This window comes from Pseudomonas sp. LS.1a (assembly GCF_022533585.1).
GTDB lineage: Bacteria > Pseudomonadota > Gammaproteobacteria > Pseudomonadales > Pseudomonadaceae > Aquipseudomonas.
This window is the reverse complement of the sequence record NZ_CP092827.1, coordinates 685,551-707,229: the sequence shown is the minus strand read 5'-3', so window position 1 is coordinate 707,229 and position 21,679 is coordinate 685,551. Positions and strand designations below refer to the sequence as shown.

Sequence of the window (21,679 nt, the reverse complement as noted above, 5' to 3'; positions counted from 1 at the left end):
CGCGACACAACGTGCCGCGGCGGCAGAGTTTCAGGTCAGGCGAGTGAGGCAGCCTGTTGCAGGTTCATCGATCGGGTTTCGGGTGCCAGCGCGAAGGAGAACGCCAGGCCTACGAAAGTCACTGCGGCGGCGGCATACATCGTTGCGCCGATTCCGTAGGTATCGAGGGCAATCGGGACCAACCAGGTACCGACCGCAGCGCCGACCCGCGACATGGAGGTGCCCACACCGACCGCGCCAGCGCGGATTTCGGTAGGGAAGAGTTCGTTGGGGTAAACAAGCTGCAGCACTTGGGCACCGCCGATAAACAGTGCATAGGCGCCGAACAAGGCCAGAATCAGCATTTCCGATCCGCTACTGAATGCGCCCAGGCCCAGCAACGCCAGCCCCGACCACAGGAAGCTGTGCAGCAGCGTGGTACGCCGTCCAAGCCCGTTGATCAGGCGTGTAGCAATGATGCAGCCGACTACGAACAGACAGGTGATGGCGACAGAGCCGATCGACGCCCACTCACCTTTGAGGTTGAGCGCGCCCAGAACCCTCGGGGCGAAGGCATAGACGGCGAATACCGGAATAACCGAGCACGTCCAGAACATGGTGACGAACAACATGCGCTTGCCATAGCCGGAGTGCAGCAGGCTGAGGAACGACAGTTTCCGTGTTTTAGGCTCTTCCGGCAGGTTGCGTAGAGAGAAATCATTGCCATACACACGCTTGATAATCTGCTCGGCCTCGGCGCTGCGGCCCTTGCTGATAAGCCAGCGTGGCGACTCAGGCGTACCAAGGCGCAACATGAACAACACGCTACCGACTATCGCTGCACTGGCCAGGACCATGCGCCAGGCATCATCGCCACCGTGATGAAGAATCGCTTCCCCAACCATGTAGGCCACAGCTGCGCCAGCGAACCACAGCACAGTGAGGGTGGCCAGGCGAGGCCCCCGATTCTTCTTGGGCAGGAACTCGACCAGCAGCGAAGTGGCCACCGGATATTCAATGCCGACTGCGATGCCAATGGCAAAACGCAGCAAGAACAGCGCAAGCGCCGACTCCACCCAGAACTGCGCGACTGAAGACAGAATGAACAGGGTCGGGCCGACGAAGAAAACGCGCTTGCGACCAAAGCGATCAGTCAACCAGCCGCCGAAGAAGCCACCGAAAAAAATACCGATCAGCGCCGAGGCCGCGATCATGCCCTGCCAGAAGCTGGACAGGCCAAGCCCGGCGGACATCTGCGCCATGGCCACGCCAACGATGCTAAGCACATAGCCGTCAACGAACGATCCGCCGCCAGAGCGTACCGTCAGAAACTGATGAAAACGATTAATAGGTACGTCTTCGATTGATACATTGGAATTTGTCATTGTTTTCTCCTGCCACGACCAAAGTGCAGCCTGTTTAAGGACGAACGGGTCCGCGAAGCTGAAAACCCTATTCAGCTCCGTCTCGTCGAAGTCCACTTCGCCCCTAAACAGCACGCAATAGAAACCGCAGGCCAAGCAAATTATTGCCCGGCAAATATCAATTAGTTATAGCGCTTTATATTAACTCAGCTTTCTTTTCCGGCGCGGTACTGTCCCCATTTCAGATTCAGGTTCAAACCCAGCGATACCAAGGGCGCCGGTGGGTTCGCGCACGGTCCTGGTGCCTGGCGAACAAAATCGATCAGTTCATTCTTCTCACCGGCCAGCCAGTCAGCCAAAAGTTTGCCGGTAGCGGTGCCGCGAGTAACACCCAAACCATTGCAGCAAAGGGCACCATAAACGTTAGGCGCCAACTCCCCAAAATACCCCATGTGATTTCGCGACATCGCCAGTGCACCGCCCCAGGTATATTCGAAGGGCATGTCTGGCAGCATCGGGAATCGACGTTCGAAGGCGTCACGATGACGAACCACGAAGCGTTCGAGGTATTTGCGATTGGCACGGCCGTCAGGGTTGAAACTGAAACTGTTACGGATCAACAAACGGTTGTCTGGCGTGCGACGCACAGTGGTGCCGAATGGATCAGCGGGAATGACGCCCCAGTATGGCTTGCCGCCTAACCTCGCCTGCTCCTCTTCGTTCATCGGACGGGTCAGGCTGGCATAAGTGAACACAGGCAACATGCGGCCTTTGAGGAAGCCGAAACTCATACCGAAAGCGTTGGTAGTGAGCACCAGCTTGTCAGCCGTGATCGAGCCATTGGCATGCTTGAGCACGGTCTTTGCGCCGTATTCGATATCAGTGATCGGCGTCTGCTCATACAGCGTGACATTCGGCGGCAGATTATCTGCCAACCCTTTTACCAACGCCGAGGGCTGAATAAGGGAAGTACCCGGAGTGAACAGGGCCTTGCGGTAGAAGTGGGTACCGATATGCTCTGGAAGCTGATCGGCGTCAATCATCTCGTAAGGCTGATCGAGCTTGTCCAAACCGCGCCGGTAGGCATCCAGGACGGCAATGCCGCGTGGCTCTACGGCAGCTTGGTACTTGCCGCAATGCTTCATCTGGCAATCGATCTGATAACGTTCCACCAGCTCCTTGAGGGATGACTGTCCGCTGAGATTGAGCTTCAGCGTGGTTCTGGCGATGGCGATGTCACCGATGTAGTCGTCGGCGCCGATGTCATGAGGCAGGTCGATGGCAAAACCAGCATTGCGTCCCGACGAACCGAACCCCACTTCCTGAGCTTCGAGCAGCACGACCTGGTCGTCCGGAAAATTCAACGCCAGCTGGCGTGCAGCGGCTAACCCGGTAAAGCCAGCGCCGACCACAACCCAACGTGCGGCGGTGTGCCCGTGGTGCGGAGCTTTGATCTGCCGTCCTTTGCTCAGGTGGTACCAACCACACGTGGTGTCGTCGGCGGGCAACGAGGTGATCTTTGTCATTTCAGGAACCAGATATTGTTGTTAGCGTCTGTTCCTCATCACGCCTCGCCATACCCGGCATCCTGCCGGATATTGGCGCGCGGTGAGCATTACTTCATAAGGCCAGTGCCACTTCCATCCCTTGGGGCGCCGCGTATTCGGCCATGCGGCGACGGGACAACTCGAAGTGCTCGCGCACAAGCTGTCCGGCAGTTTCAGGATCTCGACGCTCGATGGCCTCGATCATTTGATCGTGCTGCTGGCAGGCGAGCTCTAGGTCGCGCTGCATATCATCAGTGGTCGGATGTCGATAGAAGATCTTGCCCAGCCTTGTGTGGTCGATCAGAAGGCGCCGCAGGCTGGGCAACAAGTAGTCGTTATGCGCCATCCGGCCGATCTCCAGATGGAAGGCATCGTTGTAGAGCACACGGTTTTCTACATCACGCTGTTCAATGGCCTGACGGAACATCGCCTGAATGGCCTTGAGTCCCTCGATCTCACGCGTAGTTGCATGTGTAGCCGCCAACTGAGTGGTCGCTATGTAGATCAACGGCGCAGCCAAGAAAAAGCTATGCAAAGAATCGTGGTTCATCGCAGCCACGCGAGGCGCTCGATTAGCCTCCAATTCTATGTAGCCCTCAGCAGCGATCTGTCTCAGCAGCTCGCGAACCGGCGGGCGAGACAACCCAAACTCTTCACACAAGGCCAGCTCATCCACCACTGCGCCAGGTGCCAGCTCCATGCTCAGGATGCGTCGGCGCAAGGCATCAGCGAGGACGCCCTTGCGGTCCAGCGGCACTTCACCGATCAGTGGATGAGCCTCAGCGATTGCTTTCATGGCGGCTTTCTTGGTTTTCATGTTGTTCTGTCTACAATTTGTATAATGAATATAGGGGCCGTTAGACAATGTGTCTACTGGTTTTTCGACCATCGGTACAGCGTGATCATGATGGCTAAAAGCGCACATTTCTGTCCGCGACAATATCATGCCAACCCACGACCATAGCGATGCCCAACGCGCCCACCGCAAACCCGGATGTTCACTGGGCTCACGCGTATTCTTTTAAAATTATCTAGGTATACACAAAGAATACAATTGCGTTGACGGCGGTCTTGTCCCGTGCCAGTCTGCTTGAAACAGTGATCACTCCGGGTTTTCGTGAACGGTGGGGGGTTCCATGAGAGGCGGCAAAAATGAGCTGTACGAGGATCTGAAAGGCCAGATTCTGACCATGGAGCTCAGCCCCGACCAATTGCTGGACGAGCTGGGGCTAAGCGAACGATACGGGCTATCGCGTACCCCTGTCCGAGAGGTGTTTCGCCGCCTGGCGGGTGAAGGCTACCTGGACATACAGGAACATCGTGGCGCCCGAGTGGCACCGATGAACCACAACACCTTGCGTAACTTTTTCCTGGTGGCGCCCATGGTTTATGCCGCTATCGGTCGACTTGCTGTTCAAAACTACAAGCCCGCTCAACTGCGCGACCTGCATGCCACCCAGGAGCGCTTTCGCACGGCGAGCCAAGTTCGCGACCCTCGGGCGATGGTCGTTGAGAACAACCGCTTCCACGAGATCATGGGCGAGATGTCTGGCAACCCTTATCTCGAACCCAGTCTTGGTCGCCTGTTAATCGACCACGCACGTATCGGCCACACCTTCTTCCGCCCACGCAATAGTGACATGGAGCGCCACCTGTGCTTGGCCGTCGAGCATCACGACAGCTTCATTGAAGCTTTCAGCCGGCATGACGAAGGTGCCGTAGTCGATTTGGTGTTCGAACACTGGGAGCTTTCGCGCTGCAACATGCAGATGTTTATCGCCCCGCAAAGCCTGGTTGAAGACGTTGCACGCGATGTCAACAGCGGCTGACACGCGCTCGTAAGACCGTTTTGCAGTGCCCGCCATGGACGGACGATGACCGACCTGGGATGCACGCAGGTGAATTTCAACAAAAACAGGGCTTAACGCCCAGCCACCACAATGCAGGAGTGCAACATGAATCGTATCCGCAAGGCACTGTGCGCAATCGCGATGATCGGTTTAGGACTGTGTCAGGCCCATGCCGAAGAAAAGGTCATCAACATGGGCACCCTATCCTGGGAGGACCTCACGCCCATCACCGGTATCACCAAGAAAGTACTGGAGGACGCCGGCTACACCGTCAAGGTGACTTCGTTCTCGGAGTGGGGCATCGCTTACGCAGCCCTGAGCAAGGGTGACGTGCAGATCCTCGCCTCGCAGATCGACTACGTGGCCCAGGATTTCTGGAACCGTAACAAGAACCGGCTGGAAAAGATCTCGCCGGTTTCTCACGGGCTGTACCAGGCGATCGCGGTGCCCAAGTACGTGCCAATCGACTCGATTGAGCAGCTCAACGAAAACGCTGACAAGTTCGGCAACAAGATCGTCGGGATTGAACCCGGGTCGGGCTTGATGAGTGATGCCGCCAAAGCGGTCAAGGCTTATGACCTGAAACTCAACCTGCTCGAAGGCAGCACCGCAGCCATGACGGCGGCGCTGAAATCCGCAGTCGACCGCAAGGAATGGGTGGCCGTGACGCTCTGGGAGCCGACCTGGATGGCCCTCAAATACGACACCAAGTTCCTGAAGGATCCGAAAGGCGTGTTCGCTCCAGCGCAAGGCTACTACTGGATTGGTCAGAAAGGCTTCTCAGCGGAGAACCCACAAGCCCGGGAAGTCATCGCCAGCGTTTATGTACCCCTGGCGGACATCAGTGCGATCAACAGCGCAGTGAACGATGGCAAGACAATGGACCAGGCCGTGAAGGAATGGACCGACAGTCATGCTGATCTGCTCAAGCGCTGGGAAAACATCAAAAAATACTGACAGCAGCGTTTCACCTTGCCACTGCCGAACTTGAAACAAGAACACACCAGAAAAACTCTGGTTCGGGTGCACACATGAATACCAAGAATGTTGTTGAAACACTGGTCGATTGCCGCGGTGTCTGGAAGATCTTCGGCGACCGCGCGCCGGCCGCCATGCAGGCCTACCGCGAGCGCGGCCTGACAAAGACCCAAATTCTCCAGGATTATGGCTGCGTTGTAGGCGTCTCCAACGTCAATCTGCAGGTACGCCGTGGCGAGATCTTCTGCATCATGGGTCTCTCTGGCAGTGGCAAATCCACACTGATCCGGCTTCTCAATCGCCTGATCGTTCCTACAAGTGGCGAAATTCTGGTCAAGGGCCGCGACATCGCCCAACTGGACGCTGCCGCACTGCGGGAAGTACGTGCCAAGCATATCGGCATGGTGTTCCAGAGTGTCGCCTTGCTGCCACATCGCACTGTCTTGGAAAACGCAGCCTTCGGGCTGGAAGTGCAAGGCCTGTCCAAGGCCAAACGCCATGAGGTGGCCGGGCGCGCTTTGGCCAAGGTTGGCTTGAGCGATTGGGCCAACCGCTACCCCGCCGAACTCTCCGGCGGCATGCAACAGCGTGTCGGTCTTGCCCGGGCGATCGCTTCTGACCCGGAAGTGATCCTGATGGACGAGCCCTTCAGCGCCCTGGACCCGCTGATCCGTCGGCAGCTGCAGGACGAGTTCAGGGAACTGACCAAATCCTTGGGCAAATCCGCCGTGTTCATTACTCACGACCTGGAAGAGGCCATTCGCATCGGTGACCGTATCGCCATCATGAAAGATGGGGTGATCATCCAGGAAGGCACCGCCGAAGACATCGTGCTAAACCCGGCCGACGACTATGTAGCGGAGTTCGTCGCAGGGATCTCGCGCCTGCACTTGGTCAAAGCCCACTCCATCATGCAGCCGCTTGCCGAATACAGTGCCCGCCACCCGCACGAAAACCCCGAGCTCTTGCAATGTGCGGCCCCCGAAAGTGACCTGGATTCCCTTATCAACCTGTTGATTCGCTCAGGCCACGACGCCGTAGGCGTGCGCGAGAATGGAACATTGCTGGGAGTGATAAGCCAGCGTGACCTGCTGCGCGCTGTCCAAGGTGTCCGGGACGACGAATCCCATGCTCAGGCACGTACGTCTGTGGAGGGTCTCGTATGAACCCCGAAGACTTCGCTTCCGCCTTCGATGAACACGTCGACAATGCCTTGATGTGGCTGTCAGACAATGCCGCTGGCTTGTTCGACCTGTTCAACGACCTGCTGAAAGCTTTGTACCAGGCGGTCTATACGGTACTGGAAGTACCACCTTTTTATGCTGTGGCATTGCTGTTCGCCCTGCTGGCATGGCGCTTGGCAGGGTGGCGCTTTTCGCTGGGTACCTTTTTGGCGCTGCTGATGTGCGCGCTGATGGGATTGTGGCCGCAAACCATGAGCACCTTGGCTCTGGTGCTTACCGCTACCAGCCTTGCTCTGGTAATCGGTATTCCCTGCGGAGTAGCGGCCGGCCTGTCTCCAGCGGTGAATCGCATCTGTGAACCGGCCATGGACCTGGTTCAGACGTTACCGCCATACATCTATCTGCTGCCTGCCATCGCCTTGCTCGGCTACGGCACTGGCACAGCACTGGTGGCAACGGTCATCGTTGCCGTACCTCCAGTGCTACGGCTCACTGCGCTGGGCATCCGCATGACACCGAAAGCGTTTCTGGAACTGGGGAATGCAAGCGGCACAACCGGATGGCAACAATTCGTCAAAATCCGTTTGCCGTTCGCCATGCCAAGCATCATGACTGGTATCAACCAGAGCTTGATGATGGCCTTCGGCATGGTGGTCATCGCAGGGATTGTCGGTTCTGGAGGCCTTGGGGAAGTTATCTACAGCGCCATTCGGACATTGGACATCGCCCGCTCGATCAACGCAGCGATCGCGATCGTGGTCCTCACCCTGATCCTCGACCGGCTGGCACAGAGTGGCATCCGCACTGCCGAGGAGGCACGTCATGACGCTCACTGAAATGAACCTCTCCCCCGGCGCCTACCTCGCCCCCTTGTTCGACTGGCTGAACACCAACCTACATGGGCTGTTCGCCGTCATCAGCCGCTTCGTCGAGGCCATGCTAGGCGCGATCGAGGCGCTGCTGTTGCTACCACCGGCTTACGCCATGATTGCCGGTGTTTGCATTGTGACGGGGCTGTTGATCAACCTGCGCAGCGCAGGGCTTGCAGGCGTGCTACTGGGCTTTTGCTGGCTCAGTGGTTTCTGGACCGCTTCCATGCAGACCATCGCCTTGGTGTCCGTGGCTGTACTGATTGCGGTTGCCGTGGCCTTCCCGCTCGGCATCCTTGCAGCTCGGGTAAAACGTTTCGACAACGCCGTAAGTCCGCTGCTGAACGTGATGCAGACCGTCCCGCCATGGGTGTACCTCATCCCCGCAGTGATCATCTTCAGCCTGGGCAAAGTGCCGGCGATCATGGCGACGATCATTTATGGCATTCCGCCGATGCTGCGCCTGACCACGCTAGGCTTCCGCCAGGTACCCAAAGACCTGCTGGAACTCGGCCAGGCTACCGGTGCAAAACCCAGCACCATCTTGTTCAAGATCGAGCTTCCCAGTGCCATGCCTACCCTGCTAGTTGGCCTCAACCAGTGCATCCTCATGTCGCTGGCCATGGTCGTACTGGCCGGGTTGGTCGGTGCAGGCGGCCTGGGCGCCGAAGTTACCCGCGGCCTGACGCGCATGGAAATGGGGCTAGGCCTACGTGCGGGCTTGGCTATCGTCGCCGTGGCTCTATTGCTCGACCGGCTCTCACGAGGGCTGCTCAGCCGTCGGGCTGGGCCGCAACTTCAGTAAGCCCGGGAAAACACGGCGGGCCGTTCTGGCCCGCCACAACTTTTTGCATGATCAAAGAGAAACACCGTTGCGTCCGACTCGTAGCTTCAGCAATGCCCTGAATGGGCACAATTCGCGTTTCACCCACTCGGTCGAACAGCCCACCCATCAACAGACGCGCGTGGGCTTTCTCTTGCTCGAGCACTTCTCGCTGTTGGCGTTTACTCAGGCCCTGGACACTCTGGTTACTGCCAATCTGATTCAGCCAGAAACCTGTGTGAGTACCACCTTCAGCTTGGACGGCCAGTCAGTAATCAGTGACCTGGGTATCGATATCTCTCCAGCAGCATCATGGGAGAAAAGCCTCAAGCTACCCTTGGATTTGCTGGTGATTTGCGGTGGCCTGCGTACCGCGCTGGTAGCTTCCGCTGACTTGAGCGCTTGTCTGCAGGGCCTGGCAAGAAAGGGAGTTGCATTGGCCGGACTGTGGAACGGCGCCTGGTTCCTGGGGCAATCGGGGTTGCTTGACGGCTACCGCTGCGCGGTTCATCCGGAGCACCGTGGGGCCGTAGCAGAAATCGCCCATCACAGTCACGTAAGCACAGACAGCTTCGTCGTCGACCGTGACCGCTTGAGCGCGGCGAGTCCTGCAGGCGCGTTCAACATGGTGCTTGAGTGGTTGGGACAAAGAAGAGGCACGGCGTTGACCGATGGCGTTACCGCTATCCTGGCTTTCGAGGCGTCCCGCTACCGGCGTACTGTCCCGGCCCCACACACCAACATCAGTGAGCCGCTACGTGAAGCGATCAGCCTGATGGCCGCGAATATCGAAGAGCCCCTGAGCCAGGATCAGATAGCCGAATACGTAGGTCGCTCGAAGCGCCAGATCGGACGCTTGTTCCAGCATCAGCTGGGGACTACTCCTGTGCGCTACTACCTGGAGCTACGCATCACCGAAAGCCGACGGCTGCTGCAGTATTCCGACCTGCCTCTGTTGGGCGTTGCCGTGGCGTGCGGGTTCGTCTCTGCAAGCCACTTCAGCAAGTGTTATGCGTCGTTCTTCGGGTACAGTCCTTCAAAAGAAAAACGCTTTACCTGCGTGAAAAGCATGCAGCGCGAACCCAGTTGACGTAGAGCCCGCGCGCAGACGTTCTGCAAACGGGCTTTCCATGTCACGCAGCTTCTGTCGTCGACAGCGGCATCACCTGCCCATGGCGCCGGCTGTTGATCACACCTATTACCAGGATCACCAAGGCCAAGCCGATGGTTAGCGATACCTCCAATCGATGTTGGGGCATCACGAACATCACGCCCAAGGCGAAAATGATGAAGCCAATCACCCCATAGGTAAGCCATGGGTAGAGCCACATCTTGAAGGCAGTAGCTTGGTTCTGCTTCTCCAGCACGGCTCGCATGCGTAGCTGTGAGAAAGCGATGGCGAGATATACCAGCAGAGCAATTGACCCCGAACTGGCCAACAGAAATGCAAACACCTCGGAAGGTGCGAAGTAGTTGATGATGGTGGTCACCATGCCAATCAGTGTGCTGCCTATCACGGCAGCCCGTGGTACACCGGCTCCCGAAGTACGGCCTACGGCAGCCGGTGCATCTCCGCGCTTGGCAAGAGAGAACAACATGCGCGAAGCGATGTAGATCGACGAGTTCAGGCAGCTGGCCACCGCCACTAACACCACAATGTCTACCATCAGCTTGGCATAGGGAATGTTCATGATCTCCAATGCCCGTTGATAGGAACCATGAAGTGGCAGCAGCGGATCATTCCATGGCACCACCGATATGATGATGAAGATGGAAAGCAGGTAGAACACGCTTATCCGCCAGATCACCGAGCGTGTCGCCTTGGCGATATTTCGGGCGGGGTCGGCAGATTCGGAAGCGGCAATAGTGACCGCTTCGGTGCCGAGGTAGCTGAACATGGTGGTGAGCAAGGCACCAATGATGGCCGTCCAGCCATTAGGCATGAAACCACCATGGGCGCTCATCAGACTTGCCAGACCGCTGACCTCGCGTGCCGGCAGTGCCCCTGCCAAAGCGAATCCGCCAAGTGCGATGAAGGCGACGATCGCGATCACCTTGAGCATTGCGAACCAGAATTCGAACTCACCGTACTTGGCCACGCTGAACAGGTTTGTGGCGGTGAGTAGCACTGTCATCGACAACGCGAAGCACCAGGGTTGAACCCCGGGAAACCAGTTGTTGAGCACGACGCCGGCAGCAATCGCCTCGATCGGAATCACCAGCACCCAGAACCACCAATACAGCCAGCCAATGGTGAAACCGGCCCAGTGCCCGATTGCACGATCTGCATAAGTGGAAAAGGAACCGGTGTCAGGACTCGCCACCGCCATCTCGCCTAGCATGCGCATTACCAGCACTACGAGAGCGCCAGCAAGCGCATAGGCAATGATCGCTGCCGGACCTGCCGCAGCGATCGCTTGTCCGGAACCTACGAATAAACCCGCGCCGATCACACCGGCAATCGACAACATAGTCACATGTCGAGGCTTGAATCCCTGCGCCAACTGATCGCTGGCTTTCCCAGACGTCGTCATAGTCATTATGGTCCCTGCTTTTGCTCTTGTTATGGGTAGGGTGCAGTGCCAGGGCACGTCACCGCCTAACCATAGAGAGCGAAAACAGGGCTCAATTGACTGGTTCGGACACCAAATGGAGTGAGCCGGACATATCCCTGGGCTACACAGCGTCAGTGGGAGGATGATTTGCAGCGGGCGCTCAGTACAGTGGCCAGCACCACCAGCGCTGCTCCAGCGCACATGCGCAGCGAAGGCTGTTCGCCAAACAGCCACCAAGCACAGGCGATGGCATACACCGGCTCCAGCGCGATGATCATCCCAGCCGTGCGCGCCTGCAGGCCATCCAGACTCTTGACGAAAAGAAATTGTGAAAGCCCGGTGCAGAAAATTCCCAGCAGCGCTAGGTTAACCCAGTCATCAGCCCGCAGGCTGGCGTCGGCGAGGTGGCTGAACGCAAATGGCACCATCAGCGCGGCCACCACCACGTTCTGCCAGAATGCGATCTGCAAGGCGTTCATACCCGACGTGTGGCGACGGTTAGCCACCGCCAGCAGAGCGAATGACAACCCCGAAGCCAATCCCCAGACCAAACCGACTGTGCCCTTGTCGAGCAGGTCGAACGAAGGAACCACCAACACCAGCCCGGCTGTCACGATCAGCAGCAGGACGCTTTCGGTTTTCCCGATTCGCTCACGAAACAGGAGCAAGTCTATGAGAGCGATGAACGCGGGGAAGCTGGCGAAGCCAAGAGTAGCCACTGCTACGCCCCCCACTTTCACAGCAATGAAGAACGTAACCCAGTGGGCGGCCAATAAGGTGCCAGTGAGGCCAATAACCGGTAAGTTGCGCCAGCTCAGGGCGTCCAACAAACGAGTGCCTTTGAGACCAGCAACAAAACCAAGGGCAATGAAGGCAAATGCTGCCCGGCCGAAAGTGATTACGCTGGCATCGGCGAGAATCAACGCCCCGAGGATACCAGTAAGCCCAAAGAGCACCGCAGCGACGTGTGCGCAGAGCAAAGCATTACGATGACCGGTGGAAACACCGGCGCTAGAAGCAGAAGTAGCGATCATGGCAGTCAAGTCTTCAATAAGCGCGCGAGCGCGTTCCGCGCGGCGCGGCGCGGCGTTAGATACGTAATAGGTTCTATTTTTATAGGAGTGCTACCGGATTGCCGGTGCAAGGGGCGCCGCAGCATTGGAGTTGTAAGACGAGGCTGCTTACTCGCGAAACTGCAACAGCTGGCCTGTGGCGCGAAGCGAGCCGTTATGTGAATTATTGATGGTGGATGGCTTGATCAACCCTTCGGGTAAGACAGGATCTTGTCAAAATAGGACATTATTTATGTCATACGCCGCCAGTGTGCGAGTCACCCAAATCGAGTGAGCACTGAAGAAACGGTTTTAGCCGCAAAGCAGGCGACGTGATGGGACCATTCGCTGGTAACGCGTCTTCTCAAGGTCACGACTTCCTTCGAAAACTGAGTAAATCAAGGGTCTCGCCAATGACCGCTTTGGATCGAAGCTATGCGGAAACACTGACGGTTCTTTGAAAAGCGCGAGCGTACGTGAAATCTGTAAAAGCTTGGCTATTCAGCTAACCCAGAATTCGCGTAGAAGCGCGAAATTTTGGTTGTTTTCTAACCAGCCGGATCGCGCCAAAGGTTTTCACACAGCCTGGGTCCAAAGCGGTCAGTCGTGAAAATCGATCAGATCTCAGCTTGGAATTTGAAGATCCACGGCTTTTCTAAACGACGAGCTAGCAGCCGCACCGTTAGCAGGTAGTAGTACCGAGTCACCGCGCATCGCCCAGCTACTCGGTGTTCAAGAAACCAAGCCACATGCTTCCTCTGCCAATTCCAAGGTGTCTCTATCTGCCAGCGTTCTGCGATTTCAGCTTGGATAAACATCGCCTGCCGCAAATGCCGTTGCCGCGTCGCGTGCGATCCAGTCAGCGCGCCGGCCAAGAACAATTCCATATCGAATGTCTTGCTCATGTGCGTCCTCCAATGTAGGCACCCACCACGTCGATTCGACCGTGCCCAAGCTCATAGCTGATTTGCCTCCGGGCCTCACGATCAAGGGTCCTATCTACCTGGCAAAAGTGGCCGTCATTGATAGGCGTGCGGTGTTGGGTGATTTGCTCATAGCGCTCACAAGCGTATGCCGCTCGTAGCTCATGGAATCCTCTGAGGTTGTGTGCATGCAGGATGGCCCGCGCAGGGCGAATGACTTCTTGCAGAACATTCAGATAGCTTTCGTGTGGCGCAATTAGGTTGTGGCTAACTGCAGGCGACACCTGCTGTGCGAACCTAAGCGCACCTCGAATATGGCCGTCCACCGCAATCCAACGTGGCGCTGAGGCACCGGCGCGGCCACCTTTGGTGCCGTCCTGAATGTTTATCCTGCCTAGGTCGTTAGCCTCGCGGCTTAGCCGCGGCAGGTCAGCCAAGATGGCCTCACGCAAGCGCATGCCGGTGGCTCGCGCCAGCAGAACAATCGCGGCGGCCCGCATTTGGTGTTGGCTGCAAAGCGCGTCGACTATTTGTTTAACCTGTTCGCGGTCTTGGCCCTGCGGCACAGTGTGGCGAATTCCGGTGCGCTGCATACCCAACGCCTTGCTCGGGCTTGGCAATTTCACACACTGATCACCGCGAAGCGCCGCCATGGTCCTGTTAACGCTGCATAACCGGTTTTGTGCGGTGCTGACAGCGAGGTCACCGCGCCTAACCACGTCGCGCAGGTACGCCGCATAGTCCGCCAATACCTTCCGATCAATTTGCCGCGCATCGTTGATACCCGGTCCCTGTTCGGAGCGGCACCACTTCACGAATGCCTGCCACCGATCACAGTGCGCCTTGACCGTGCCGTAGTGGCCGCCGCCGAACATGTCTTTCAGCGCCTGCGGCCCTGCGTAACTCAATTGCCTGCCGTAGCCGAAATTGCGGCCATCGCGTTTACCCACCAGTCCCATATCGCTCACCTCATCTTTCGATCTCCGATCCTCGCCCCACGTCATCCCGCCAAGAATGCTGAGTGTTATCAGGGATCAAGGCCCCTGCGACCTGTGGGGATGTCCTCTAACGCGGGACGGCGGCTCCTTACGACCAAGAGCAAGGGCATCTCATGATCTGGCCTCCTGAGCACCGTTACCGGTGGGCGGGTGGAGGCTGCATTGGCTGACGAGACCAGTGCCGCGAGATCCTGAGCCAAGTGCAAGCAGCAATGCGATGACCGGGGCACGCCTGACTGTCAGTCAGGTGCAGTCCATTCCCTGGGCTGCGGCACCATCATCTACATGGCTGTTGCTGGTGACATCGGCGTTTGTCACGCCGATTGTCACGAGTTGAGAAGCCGCAAAGCCAAGTGCAATGAGGGCTGCAGCAGTGTTAGAAGCGCCCGTCTCTTTCCAGGAGAAAGAGACGGGCGCAGGTTGGCGCAAGACTCGGCCAAGCGAATAGGTTGCTGCAGGACAGCGAGGTAAGGTGTGTCTGGCGCACGAGGGCCATATGTAGAAGAGCATCCATCACATGGGTAGTGACCGGGCGAGCTGCCGGATGCGAATCGCCCTTGGGTAGAACCACCGCAGGAGCGGCGTGACCTTGAAGGCTCTGTTTGGATGGACCCGCATGGAAAGCGGATCACCGAAATTTCAAAGCCGCGCGCTCACTCGACTGCGCCACGCCTTGCTCTTAGGCTAGAAACGTTTGCACCGGTCTCATTCGCGAACTCATGCGGCGAGATATGCTCCTGCCGGTTCGCTTCGAGGTAACGGCTCCACCAACTCATGATCATTCGCCGTTCCTCCAGGAACTCTGCCTTGTGGATGTACGCCTCCCGAACGTTGTTGCGCTCTCTGTGACTCATCTGCCGCTCAATAGCCGTCTCTGACCACAGCCCGGATTCGACCAAGGCACTGCAAGCCATGGACCGGAAGCCATGCCCGCAGATTTCGGTCTTGGTGTCGTAACCCATTTTCCGCAAAGCGCTGTTGACCGTGTTCTCGGACATTGGCTTCCACGAGCGGGCGTCACTGGTGAATACCAGATCGAAGTACCCCGTGATCGCATGAATTTGTTCGAGCAACGCCACCGCTTGCGGTGACAGAGGAACTAGGTGGATGTCGCCCGCCATCTTCGTTCCTCTGGTCGAATACGGTACGCCGTCCAACGCGGGCCGCGTGTCAGGTATCTCCCATATACCGCGTTTCAGGTCGAACTCACTCCAACGTGCGAAGCGCAATTCGCTGGAGCGTACGAATACATGCAGCGACAGCATGACTGTCAGCCGAGTGAGCGTGCGTCCTTTGTAGTGCTCGATGCGGTCCATCAACTCAGGCAGACGTGACAGCGGAAGTGCAGGTCGGTGCGTAACCCGTGGCGCGCTGATGAAGCCCTCAAGGTCATATGCAGGATTCACCGTGATCAGCCGCTGCCGCTTAGCCTCACGCATGATGCTCTGAAGGTAGTTTTGTACCCTTAAGGCCACATCAATCGTGCCGCGTTTCTTAATCACTTCCAGTGGCTGCATGAGGTCGAAGGTATCCAGATCAACAATGGCGCGTGCGCCTAGCAGCGGAAATACGTGAGTCTTCAAACGACTCAGCACGGTCCTCGAATGGCCAGGCGCCCACTTCACGGACATTTCCTTATGCCAGTCCAAGGCAACGCGTTCGAATGTGTGGCCTCTGACAACCGCCTCGACCTTGGCCTGCTGCTTGGACGCAATCGGATCTATGCCTTCAGCCAGGATCCGCTTAGTCTCCAGACGCTTCTGCCGAGCATCTGCAAGCCCGATGACGGGATAGTTACCAAACGAGGTCAGCCCCTCGCGCCCATCCGGTTTCACATACCGGAAGCGCCAGCCTTTTCGGCCATTGGGGTAAACGAGGAGGTAAAGACCGTCACCGTCGAAAAGCTTGTAGGGGCGGTCAGTAGGTTTGGCCGATCGGCATGCGGTGTCGGTCAGGGGAGCAGTAGTACGAGCCATAAGGGTAAACCCCTTTATCGAATCGACTTTATCCCAAACGTTACCCCTAAATCGGCTGGCAGCTGTCGGATTCCGACGGAGCGCCATAACGAAAAAACCCGCCAGAAGGCGGGTTTTACGGGGATTACAGAGATATTGGTAGCCTTCGCTGGAACCTGAACTGGTGCCGGAGACAGGAATCGAACCTGCGACCTTCGCGTTACGAGTGCGCTGCTCTACCGACTGAGCTACACCGGCGTGTAGCGCAACGTACCACTGCTCGCACCCGTTACGCAAACCCCTGTTTCCCCTGACTTATTGCCCTACCCTCAGGGCGCCTTGCACCCGTTCGGCGCCAGGTCTTCTTCAATGTCGGTCGTGCACGCCCAGCCGCTAGCCGAACGCGTCAGGGTCAGTGCCTTGCCCAGCACAGTCGCCGGCGCATCCACCAGCGTGCAAACGATGCTCCCAGTGCCATCCGCCGCCTTGCCGCTAGCCGTGATCGCACAGTGTGCCGTCGCCGGCTGGCCACCCAGCGCGGCCACATCCGCCACATCCTTGCCGTCATTCAACCGCAGGTCCATCGCCGTCTTCAGCGCGCTGATCTCCAGCAACCCGGCCGCGGCCTTGGAGCGTGACTGGTGGTTGGTGTACATCGGTAAGGCGATGGTCGCCAGAATGCCGATGATCGCGACGACGATCATCAGTTCGATCAGGGTGATACCGCGTTGCCCTTTCATGAACGTTTTCCTTTTTGATACGCGTACTCGTTGAGGTCAGGCTCGACCCCGGCTGGCAGCGGCGCAGTAGGCCTGAACAGACACCTTTTGTCACCCCTGCCTGCTTGGGCGTCGTCTTCGCTGAACTACTCTAGTGAGCATCACGGACGCGCGCCCTTGCATGGACGCGGCAAGCTGTTTCCAGGCTTGTCGCACGGGCAGGAAAAGGACCTTTGCATGACCCCATCCACACGCCTCTACACCTGGCACGGCACCGACGCCAACGGCACGCCGGTCAGCGGCCAAACACCCGGGCGCAGCCCGGCCTATGTGCGCGCCGGGCTGATCCGCCAGGGCATCAGGGTAGCCGGCTTGCGGCCTGCCGGCGGGCTGACGTGCAGTTTGCCGAAACGCCGGGAGAAAGCCGACCCGGCGGGGTTCAGCCGGCAGCTGGCGACCTTGCTCAAGGCCGGGGTGCCGCTGCTGCAGGCGTTCGAGGTGATGGGGCGCAGTGGCTGCGATGCGGCGCAGGCGGTGTTGCTGGAGAGACTGAAACAGGATGTGGCCGCGGGCCTGGGGCTGGCGGATGCGTTGCAGCGCCACCCGGGTTGGTTCGATGCGTTGTACTGCAACCTGGTGCGGGTGGGTGAGCAGTCCGGCACGCTCGACCGGCAGCTTGAACAGTTGGCAAGCATGCTGGAGCAGCGTCGGGTGCTGCACAAGAAAGTGCGCAAGGCGATGATCTACCCGCTGCTGTTGTTGCTGACCGGGCTGGGGGTGTCGGCGATCTTGTTGCTGGAGGTGATTCCGAAATTCGAGAGTATGTTCTCTGGCATGGACGCGGCGTTGCCGGCTTTCACCCAATGGGTGATCGACTTGTCCACAGGGCTGAGCCGGTTTGCGCCGCTGTTGCTGGTGATGGGCGTGGTACTGGGTTTTGCCATGCGCCAGCTCTACCGGCAGCACGCGCCAGCGCGCCTGTGGATATCTCGCCAAGTGCTGGGTTTGCCGGTGTTCGGCAAGCTGCTGGGGCAGGCGGCGCTGGCGCGGTTTGCGCGTAGCCTGGCAACGTCCTACGCCGCCGGGGTGCCGTTGTTGGATGCGCTGGGTACGGTGGCCAGGGTCAGTGGCGGCGACCTGCATGAGCAGGCGGTGTTGCGGCTGCGTCAGGGCATGGCCAATGGGCAGGGGCTGCACCAGGCGATGGCCGCTGAGCCGCTGTTTCCACCACTGTTGGTGCAACTGACGGCCATCGGGGAATCCAGTGGTACGCTGGACCAGATGCTGGAAAAAGCCGCCAGCCATTACGAGGAACAGGTCAGCCAGGCGCTGGACCAGTTGACCAGCCTGCTGGAGCCGGCCATCGTGCTGGTCCTGGGCCTGCTGGTGGGCGGCCTGGTGGTGGCGATGTACCTGCCGATCTTCCAGTTGGGTAGCTTGATCTGAACATGACTCTATGGACTTTACTGGCTGAGCAGCCGGCGTACTTCCTCACCCTGGCCGGCGTGCTCGGCCTGCTGGTGGGCAGCTTTCTCAATGTGCTGGTGTACCGCCTGCCGATCATGCTGGAGCGGCAATGGCAGCGTGAGGCCCAGGAGGTATTGGGGTTGCCGACCACGCCACACGAGCGTTTCGACCTGTGGCTACCCGCCTCGCGCTGCCCGCATTGCGCGCATCGGATTCGCGCGTGGGAGAACATTCCGGTCATCAGCTACCTGGCCTTGCGCGGGCGTTGCTCAGCCTGCAAAACCCGCATCAGCCCGCGCTACCCGTTGGTGGAGGTGGCCAGCGCGCTGCTGTCGCTGGTGGTGGCCTGGCGCTTTGGGGCTTCGCCCGAGGCCTTGCTGGCACTGCCGCTGACCTGGTGCCTGCTGGCCCTGAGCCTGATCGATGCCGAGCACCAGCTGCTGCCGGATGTGCTGGTGCTGCCAATGCTGTGGCTGGGGCTGATCGTCAACGCTTTCGGCCTCTACGTCCCGCTGACCAGTGCGCTGTGGGGCGCGGTGGCCGGCTACCTCAGCCTGTGGACGGTGTACTGGCTGTTCAAGCTGGTCACCGGCAAGGAGGGCATGGGCTATGGCGACTTCAAGCTGATGGCGCTGATCGGGGCCTGGGGTGGCTGGCAGGTGTTGCCGGTGACCCTGCTGCTGTCGTCGGTGGTGGGGGCGCTGGCGGGGCTGTGCCTGCTGCGTCTGCGCCGGCATGCCATGGGCACGGCGATCCCGTTCGGCCCTTATCTGGCGATTGCGGGGTGGATTGCCGTGCTCTGGGGTGATGAAATATACGCTTCATACACACAACTGCTTGGATTCTGATGACCACTGCGGCCTTTACCCCCTGGATTCTCGGCCTTACCGGCGGCATTGGTAGCGGCAAGAGCGCCGCTGCCGAGCGTTTCGTCGAGCTTGGCGTGCACCTGGTCGATGCCGACCAGGCGGCGCGCTGGGTGGTCGAGCCTGGCCGCCCGGCCCTGGCCAGCATCGTCGAGCGCTTCGGTGCCGGCGTGCTGCAGGCGGACGGCCAACTCGATCGTGCCGCCCTGCGCCAGCTGATCTTCGCCGACCCGGCGCAGCGCAAATGGCTGGAGCAATTGCTGCACCCGTTGATCGGGCAGGAAATTTTCAGCTACCTGGCCAAGGCGCAGTCGCCCTATGCGGTGTATGTGTCGCCGCTGCTGATTGAGTCGGGGCAGCACCAGAAAACCCAGCGGGTGCTGGTGATCGATGCGCCGCAGGAGCTGCAGGTGGCGCGTACCCTGGCGCGTGACAACACCAGCGCCGAGCAGGTGCAGGCCATTCTCAAGGCCCAGCTGGCCCGCGAGGAGCGCCTGCGCCATGCCGATGATGTGGTGGTCAATGACGGCGACCTGGCCGCGCTGCATGAGCAGATTGACCGCCTGCACCACTTTTACCTGACTTTACGAGGAGGCCAGCCATGAGCCAGCCATTGACCGTCGATTGCCCGACCTGTGGCGCACCTGTGGAATGGCACGAGAAAAGCCCGTTCCGGCCGTTCTGTTCGGACCGCTGCAAGCTGATCGACCTGGGGGCCTGGGCGGCGGAGGAGCACAAGATTCCGGGGGCGGAAGATTCCGAGGATGAACTGTATTCGGGGGACCTGGAGCCGCGGCATTGAGCCGATAACAAGGTGCCCTTCAGGGCCCTTTCGCGGGTGAACCCGCTCCCACAGGGACCTCACGGCCTTCAAGGCTTGTGCAGTACCTGTGGGAGCGGGTTTACCCGCGAAAGGGCCAGCACAGCCGCCACAAAATCACCGCTAATCCTCCTTCCACGGCGCCTGCAGATACCGCGTGCGGTTGAAGGTTTCCAGCCACTCCAGGCAAAACACTCCCACAGAGACCTCACGGCTTTCAAGGCTGGTGCAGCACCTGTGGGAGCGGGTTTACCCGCGAAAGGGCCAGCACAGCCGCCACAAAATCACCGCTCATCCTCCTTCCACGGTGCCTGCAGATACCGCGTGCGGTTGAAGGTTTCCAGCCACTCCAGGCAAAACACTCCCACAGAGACCTCACGGCTTTCAAGGCTGGTGCAGCACCTGTGGGAGCGGGTTTACCCGCGAAAGGGCCAGTACAGCCGCCACAAAATCACCGCTCATCCTCCTTCCACGGTGCCTGCAGATACCGCGTGCGGTTGAAGGTTTCCAGCCACTCCGGGCAAAACACCACCAGCGCACTGATCACCGTGCCGTTGATGAACGCTTCGGGGAACATCATCAGCCACAGGTAGCCGACAAAGTCGCTGAGCCACTCCGGCATGGCGAAGCGCCCGTCCAGCCACAACAGCCCCAGCCCGACCGACAGGCAGGCCAGCACCGTCAGTGCCGCCGGGAAGAACCCTGAACAGAAGATATACACAAACAGGTTTCGCGGCTGGGCGCGCTCGACCGCTATCGCGCACGCCTCGGCTATCAGCACCGGCAGGCCAACCAGCAACAAGCCATTCACCCCCAGCGCCGCCAGGTCCTGGCGCCCCAGCACCAGCAAGCCAAGCTGGGCCATGAACCCACCCAGCACCGCCAGTGGCCAGTCCAGCAACAGCGTGACCGCCGTCATGCCAATGAAGTGGTACGACACCCCGGTATCGAAATCGCGCCGCACCAGCCACAGCGCAAACAGGCAGAACACCGTGCCAAACAGCAGATGCTGGCGGCGCCGGTCAGTGAACAGCTCAACCCAGCCAACCCGGCTGACCGCCCAGACCAGCAACGGCACATAACCCAGCCAGCCAAGCGTAAGGGTGGTGCCGGACAACACCTGCGCGCTGATCACCTGACGAATACCCCTTGCAGCCATGTGGATAACGCGAGTCTACACCCATTCTCCGTTTCATTCGGTTGCGCTAGGCTAGCGCCTTCATACGATGCAGGAAGCATTGCTCATGCCGGAAGGAATCAACCTCGCCCTGCTGCTGGCAGCAGCCCTCAACGCCATCATCGGCGTACTTCACCTGGCCATCATCGCCGTCGGGCCGCGCTGGTACCGGTTGTTCGGCGCCGGTGAGCGCATGGCCGTGGCTGCCGAAAAGGGCCGCTGGTATCCGGGGCTGATCACGGCAGCCATCGCCTGCGTGCTGCTGGCCTGGTCGGCCTATGCGCTGTCAGCTGCCGGGGCCATCGGACGGCTGCCCTTGCTGCTGCCGGCCATCTGCCTGATCACCCTGGTGTACCTGATGCGTGGCCTGTTGGGGCCCCTGTTGCTGGCGGGCACCGGGCGTTCGCGGCGTTTCATTGTGGTCAGTTCGCTGATCTGCCTGGGGTTTGGCCTGGTGCATCTGCTTGGGGTGGTGCAGCAGTGGCCGGTGCTGAGCTGATTTCTGCGCACAAACAGCATCTTATCGTCATCGATTAGCGGCTAAGCTTGTCTG

At 59.2% G+C, this 21,679-nt stretch carries 21 protein-coding genes, 1 tRNA gene and 1 pseudogene; 11 read left to right on the top strand and 12 right to left on the bottom strand.

What is annotated here, in order from left to right; translation table 11 throughout:
- Positions 1–35: 35 nt before the first annotated feature.
- The 3 genes from MKK04_RS03230 to MKK04_RS03220 all read right to left on the bottom strand — a co-directional run bounded on the left by MKK04_RS03230 (position 36) and on the right by MKK04_RS03220 (position 3,686).
- A complete protein-coding gene (locus MKK04_RS03230; RefSeq protein ID WP_241106786.1) occupies positions 36–1,364 on the bottom strand; it encodes an MFS transporter in 1,329 nt (442 codons plus the stop codon).
- 185 nt (positions 1,365–1,549) lie between these two features.
- A complete protein-coding gene (locus MKK04_RS03225) occupies positions 1,550–2,869 on the bottom strand; it encodes an NAD(P)/FAD-dependent oxidoreductase (RefSeq protein ID WP_241106230.1) in 1,320 nt (439 codons plus the stop codon).
- 94 nt (positions 2,870–2,963) lie between these two features.
- On the bottom strand, positions 2,964–3,686 hold the full coding sequence (locus MKK04_RS03220; protein ID WP_241106785.1) for a GntR family transcriptional regulator: 723 nt from the start codon (positions 3,684–3,686) through the stop codon (positions 2,964–2,966).
- Between the two features lie 340 nt (positions 3,687–4,026).
- Between MKK04_RS03220 and MKK04_RS03215 the strand changes: the two genes are divergently transcribed.
- From MKK04_RS03215 to MKK04_RS03190, 6 genes are all read left to right on the top strand, one after another.
- Positions 4,027–4,719, top strand: a complete 693-nt coding sequence (locus MKK04_RS03215; protein WP_241106229.1) for a GntR family transcriptional regulator — start codon at positions 4,027–4,029, stop codon at positions 4,717–4,719.
- Between the two features lie 126 nt (positions 4,720–4,845).
- Positions 4,846–5,697 carry a glycine betaine ABC transporter substrate-binding protein gene (locus tag MKK04_RS03210; RefSeq protein ID WP_241106228.1) on the top strand — a complete coding sequence of 284 codons (852 nt, stop codon included), beginning with the start codon at positions 4,846–4,848 and terminating at the stop codon, positions 5,695–5,697.
- A 74-nt stretch (positions 5,698–5,771) separates the two neighbouring features.
- The gene (locus MKK04_RS03205) at positions 5,772–6,884 is read left to right on the top strand and encodes a quaternary amine ABC transporter ATP-binding protein (RefSeq protein WP_241106227.1); all 1,113 of its coding nucleotides are present in this window, start codon (positions 5,772–5,774) and stop codon (positions 6,882–6,884) included.
- Positions 6,881–7,738 carry an ABC transporter permease gene (locus MKK04_RS03200; RefSeq protein WP_054884807.1) on the top strand — a complete coding sequence of 286 codons (858 nt, stop codon included), beginning with the start codon at positions 6,881–6,883 and terminating at the stop codon, positions 7,736–7,738. Before MKK04_RS03205 ends, MKK04_RS03200 begins: the two co-directional genes overlap by 4 nt.
- Positions 7,725–8,576, top strand: coding sequence for an ABC transporter permease (locus tag MKK04_RS03195; protein ID WP_015268388.1), 852 nt, complete (start codon positions 7,725–7,727; stop codon positions 8,574–8,576). Before MKK04_RS03200 ends, MKK04_RS03195 begins: the two co-directional genes overlap by 14 nt.
- A gap of 67 nt (positions 8,577–8,643) precedes the next feature.
- Positions 8,644–9,684 carry a GlxA family transcriptional regulator gene (locus tag MKK04_RS03190; RefSeq protein WP_241106226.1) on the top strand — a complete coding sequence of 347 codons (1,041 nt, stop codon included), beginning with the start codon at positions 8,644–8,646 and terminating at the stop codon, positions 9,682–9,684.
- 43 nt (positions 9,685–9,727) lie between these two features.
- On the opposite strand, the gene gabP is transcribed toward MKK04_RS03190, so the two are convergent.
- The 7 genes from gabP to MKK04_RS03155 all read right to left on the bottom strand — a co-directional run bounded on the left by gabP (position 9,728) and on the right by MKK04_RS03155 (position 16,817).
- The gene (gene gabP / locus MKK04_RS03185) at positions 9,728–11,134 is read right to left on the bottom strand and encodes a GABA permease (RefSeq protein WP_241106225.1); all 1,407 of its coding nucleotides are present in this window, start codon (positions 11,132–11,134) and stop codon (positions 9,728–9,730) included.
- A 146-nt stretch (positions 11,135–11,280) separates the two neighbouring features.
- A complete protein-coding gene (locus tag MKK04_RS03180; RefSeq protein ID WP_241106224.1) occupies positions 11,281–12,183 on the bottom strand; it encodes a DMT family transporter in 903 nt (300 codons plus the stop codon).
- 635 nt (positions 12,184–12,818) lie between these two features.
- Positions 12,819–13,106 (bottom strand): hypothetical protein, encoded by a 288-nt coding sequence (locus MKK04_RS03175; RefSeq protein ID WP_241106223.1) that lies wholly within the window; start codon positions 13,104–13,106, stop codon positions 12,819–12,821.
- Positions 13,103–14,083 (bottom strand): integrase domain-containing protein, encoded by a 981-nt coding sequence (locus MKK04_RS03170; RefSeq protein WP_241106784.1) that lies wholly within the window; start codon positions 14,081–14,083, stop codon positions 13,103–13,105. The genes MKK04_RS03175 and MKK04_RS03170 overlap by 4 nt, the downstream gene beginning before the upstream one ends.
- Positions 14,084–14,775: 692 nt before the next feature.
- Entirely contained in the window at positions 14,776–16,098 is a 1,323-nt protein-coding gene (locus MKK04_RS03165) for a tyrosine-type recombinase/integrase (RefSeq protein WP_241106222.1), read from the bottom strand.
- 161 nt (positions 16,099–16,259) lie between these two features.
- A tRNA-Thr gene (locus MKK04_RS03160) sits at positions 16,260–16,335 on the bottom strand.
- Positions 16,336–16,406: 71 nt separating this feature from the next.
- Positions 16,407–16,817, bottom strand: coding sequence for a pilin (locus tag MKK04_RS03155; RefSeq protein WP_233688113.1), 411 nt, complete (start codon positions 16,815–16,817; stop codon positions 16,407–16,409).
- Positions 16,818–17,033: 216 nt separating this feature from the next.
- On the opposite strand from MKK04_RS03155, the gene MKK04_RS03150 reads away from it, so the two are divergent.
- Genes MKK04_RS03150 through yacG form a run of 4 tightly spaced genes read left to right on the top strand, consistent with a single transcriptional unit; the run spans position 17,034 to position 19,931 of the window.
- Positions 17,034–18,242 carry a type II secretion system F family protein gene (locus MKK04_RS03150; protein WP_241106221.1) on the top strand — a complete coding sequence of 403 codons (1,209 nt, stop codon included), beginning with the start codon at positions 17,034–17,036 and terminating at the stop codon, positions 18,240–18,242.
- Between the two features lie 2 nt (positions 18,243–18,244).
- The gene (locus tag MKK04_RS03145; RefSeq protein ID WP_241106220.1) at positions 18,245–19,111 is read left to right on the top strand and encodes a prepilin peptidase; all 867 of its coding nucleotides are present in this window, start codon (positions 18,245–18,247) and stop codon (positions 19,109–19,111) included.
- Positions 19,111–19,734 carry a dephospho-CoA kinase gene (coaE, locus tag MKK04_RS03140; protein ID WP_063911153.1) on the top strand — a complete coding sequence of 208 codons (624 nt, stop codon included), beginning with the start codon at positions 19,111–19,113 and terminating at the stop codon, positions 19,732–19,734. Before MKK04_RS03145 ends, coaE begins: the two co-directional genes overlap by 1 nt.
- Positions 19,731–19,931: a DNA gyrase inhibitor YacG gene (yacG, locus tag MKK04_RS03135; RefSeq protein WP_063911152.1), complete on the top strand. Its 201-nt coding sequence runs from the start codon at positions 19,731–19,733 to the stop codon at positions 19,929–19,931. Before coaE ends, yacG begins: the two co-directional genes overlap by 4 nt.
- Before the next feature lie 141 nt (positions 19,932–20,072).
- Here the strand turns inward: yacG and MKK04_RS26570 are convergent.
- Both MKK04_RS26570 and MKK04_RS03125 read right to left on the bottom strand, forming a co-directional pair.
- Positions 20,073–20,144: pseudogene (locus tag MKK04_RS26570) on the bottom strand (energy-coupling factor ABC transporter permease); the annotation flags it as partial.
- Between the two features lie 256 nt (positions 20,145–20,400).
- Positions 20,401–21,108 (bottom strand): energy-coupling factor ABC transporter permease, encoded by a 708-nt coding sequence (locus MKK04_RS03125; RefSeq protein WP_063911151.1) that lies wholly within the window; start codon positions 21,106–21,108, stop codon positions 20,401–20,403.
- A gap of 85 nt (positions 21,109–21,193) precedes the next feature.
- On the opposite strand from MKK04_RS03125, the gene MKK04_RS03120 reads away from it, so the two are divergent.
- Complete coding sequence (locus MKK04_RS03120) at positions 21,194–21,625, top strand: hypothetical protein (RefSeq protein ID WP_241106219.1); 432 nt, start codon at positions 21,194–21,196, stop codon at positions 21,623–21,625.
- The last annotated feature ends 54 nt before the right edge of the window (positions 21,626–21,679 follow it).

Excerpts from the sequence above, each read along its gene's own strand:
- MKK04_RS03180 (WP_241106224.1), bottom strand. The coding sequence starts at position 12,183 with ATGATCGCTACTTCTGCTTCTAGCGCCGGTGTTTCCACCGGTCATCGT.
- MKK04_RS03120 (WP_241106219.1), top strand. The coding sequence starts at position 21,194 with ATGCCGGAAGGAATCAACCTCGCCCTGCTGCTGGCAGCAGCCCTCAAC.
- MKK04_RS03195 (WP_015268388.1), top strand. The coding sequence starts at position 7,725 with ATGACGCTCACTGAAATGAACCTCTCCCCCGGCGCCTACCTCGCCCCC.
- MKK04_RS03205 (WP_241106227.1), top strand. The coding sequence starts at position 5,772 with ATGAATACCAAGAATGTTGTTGAAACACTGGTCGATTGCCGCGGTGTC.
- MKK04_RS03220 (WP_241106785.1), bottom strand. The coding sequence starts at position 3,686 with ATGAAAGCAATCGCTGAGGCTCATCCACTGATCGGTGAAGTGCCGCTG.
- MKK04_RS03175 (WP_241106223.1), bottom strand. The coding sequence starts at position 13,106 with ATGAGCAAGACATTCGATATGGAATTGTTCTTGGCCGGCGCGCTGACT.
- MKK04_RS03170 (WP_241106784.1), bottom strand. The coding sequence starts at position 14,083 with ATGGGACTGGTGGGTAAACGCGATGGCCGCAATTTCGGCTACGGCAGG.
- MKK04_RS03145 (WP_241106220.1), top strand. The coding sequence starts at position 18,245 with ATGACTCTATGGACTTTACTGGCTGAGCAGCCGGCGTACTTCCTCACC.
- gabP (WP_241106225.1), bottom strand. The coding sequence starts at position 11,134 with ATGACTATGACGACGTCTGGGAAAGCCAGCGATCAGTTGGCGCAGGGA.
- MKK04_RS03230 (WP_241106786.1), bottom strand. The coding sequence starts at position 1,364 with ATGACAAATTCCAATGTATCAATCGAAGACGTACCTATTAATCGTTTT.
- MKK04_RS03125 (WP_063911151.1), bottom strand. The coding sequence starts at position 21,108 with ATGGCTGCAAGGGGTATTCGTCAGGTGATCAGCGCGCAGGTGTTGTCC.
- MKK04_RS03210 (WP_241106228.1), top strand. The coding sequence starts at position 4,846 with ATGAATCGTATCCGCAAGGCACTGTGCGCAATCGCGATGATCGGTTTA.
- MKK04_RS03225 (WP_241106230.1), bottom strand. The coding sequence starts at position 2,869 with ATGACAAAGATCACCTCGTTGCCCGCCGACGACACCACGTGTGGTTGG.
- yacG (WP_063911152.1), top strand. The coding sequence starts at position 19,731 with ATGAGCCAGCCATTGACCGTCGATTGCCCGACCTGTGGCGCACCTGTG.
- MKK04_RS03155 (WP_233688113.1), bottom strand. The coding sequence starts at position 16,817 with ATGAAAGGGCAACGCGGTATCACCCTGATCGAACTGATGATCGTCGTC.
- MKK04_RS03165 (WP_241106222.1), bottom strand. The coding sequence starts at position 16,098 with ATGGCTCGTACTACTGCTCCCCTGACCGACACCGCATGCCGATCGGCC.
- coaE (WP_063911153.1), top strand. The coding sequence starts at position 19,111 with ATGACCACTGCGGCCTTTACCCCCTGGATTCTCGGCCTTACCGGCGGC.
- MKK04_RS03215 (WP_241106229.1), top strand. The coding sequence starts at position 4,027 with ATGAGAGGCGGCAAAAATGAGCTGTACGAGGATCTGAAAGGCCAGATT.
- MKK04_RS03150 (WP_241106221.1), top strand. The coding sequence starts at position 17,034 with ATGACCCCATCCACACGCCTCTACACCTGGCACGGCACCGACGCCAAC.
- MKK04_RS03200 (WP_054884807.1), top strand. The coding sequence starts at position 6,881 with ATGAACCCCGAAGACTTCGCTTCCGCCTTCGATGAACACGTCGACAAT.